The organism is Neopoerus faecalis (assembly GCF_029218125.1).
Lineage (GTDB): Bacteria > Bacillota > Clostridia > Oscillospirales > Oscillospiraceae > Oscillibacter > Oscillibacter faecalis_A.
This window is the reverse complement of sequence record NZ_JARFXX010000024.1, coordinates 1-1,737: the sequence shown is the minus strand read 5'-3', so window position 1 is coordinate 1,737 and position 1,737 is coordinate 1. Positions and strand designations below refer to the sequence as shown.

At 55.4% G+C, this 1,737-nt stretch carries 1 protein-coding gene; it reads left to right on the top strand.

What is annotated here, in order from left to right; genetic code table 11:
* Positions 1–634: 634 nt before the first annotated feature.
* A partial coding sequence (locus PY311_RS12510) for a tyrosine-type recombinase/integrase (RefSeq protein ID WP_286149030.1) occupies positions 635–1,737 on the top strand: 1,103 nt, incomplete at its 3' end.

The following is a 1,737-nucleotide window of genomic DNA, read 5'->3' as shown; positions in this document are numbered from 1 at the left end:
GAGAAGTTGAAAATCGGGATGAGAAGTGGTTGGGGACAGCGTTGTGACGGTAACTTTTTGGTGATATTTGCGGGAACGGTTTTGGACGAAAAACCGAACTTTACAGGAGGGTTTTTCGAGCGGTGAGAGCCGTTCGATTTTAGTACAAGATAAAGAGGGGTGCCCGTAATTGGGCACCTCTCAGCCACAAAGCCCCGCAGTGCGGGGCTTTCCGAGGTTTTGAAACCGCAGTCTAAGGTGCACCTTGAAAGGTGTTTTCGCAGTCTTGAGTGAACGTGAGGGGCATCAGCCCCCCGTGACGGCGGACTTTTCAAGGTGACCGTTCCGCAGGCGTTTGAGAAATTTGCTGTTTTCGACCATCCGAAAAAGTGATTTCGGCGCAGCGGCAATTTTCGGCGCAGATCGTACATATTTTGCGCCGCTGTAGTCAATGAAAGGGCTTCTTGACCGTTCAAAAATCGCACCGCTGTAACTAAAGAGAACGCCCCCGGCAGCGCAGAAATTGCGCCGCCATAGACAAAGATTAGGGCAGCGTGGTCTAAGCGCAAATGATAACTTTCTGATAACAGTTCGACTTTCGGGTAGCTTTGTTCCCTTGGTTACGGTATTGTTCGTTGCGAAAGGGGCTGATACCATGCCAAAGCGACGAGCAAACGGAGAGGGGAATATCCGCAAACGAAAGGACGGCCGCTGGGAGGGCCGGTACACCGCCGGTTATGACCCGGAGACCGGAAAGCGGCTCATCAAGAATGTCCTCGGCAAGACGCAGGCCGAGGTCAAAGAAAAGCTCAAGACCGCGATTAGCGAGAGCCAGCGGCTGGACGTATCCAAAGCGAGGACTTACACAGTGGCATCGTGGGTGAAAACGTGGTACGAGGTCTACGCCGAGCCTCGCATCCGGCCCAACACGAAAGCCTACTACACCAACTACATCGAGAACCACATCGTACCGGGAATCGGCGACGTCCCGCTGGACAAGCTGACCACCATTCAAATCCAGCGGTTTTATAACAACCTCCAGAAAACTGGGCGAGTCCAGCGCAAAAATTTTCCTGAACTTAGGGACAAAAGTCTCAGCCCCAGGGTGGTGCGGGGCGTCCACACGCTGCTGCACAACTGCCTGGAGCAGGCGGTGGCGGAGCGGCTCATCCTCAGCAATCCCGCCCAAGGCTGTAAACTGCCGCAACTCGAGAAACGGGAAATGAAGATCCTGCCGCAGGAGAAAATCGGAATGTACCTCGCCGAAGCGGAACGCCGAGGCCTTCTCGCAGCTTTCTACTTGGAGCTGACCACCGGCCTGCGGAGAGGGGAACTGCTGGCCCTCCAATGGACGGACTTGGACATCGAAAACCGGACACTCGCCGTCACAAAGCAGGTAAATCGAATCAGCGGTGAATTGGTGGTCAGTCCGCCGAAAACTCGCAACTCCGTGCGGACACTGGCCCTTCCGCAGCAGGCGGTTAATCTGCTGGTTGCCGAACACAAAAAGCACCCTCGCAACCCGTATCTGTTCCCATCGCCCAAAACCGGGACCATGTACGACCCGGACGCTTTCCGTCGAACCCATGATAAAATTCTGAAAGCTATCGGCGCGGAGCACATCCGGTTCCACGACCTCAGACATACCTTCGCAACGCTGTCGCTGAAAAGCGGGGTGGACGTGAAAACGCTGTCCGGCGCGCTGGGCCACTACTCTGCTGGTTTCACGCTGAACACCTACACCCACGCCACGGCGCA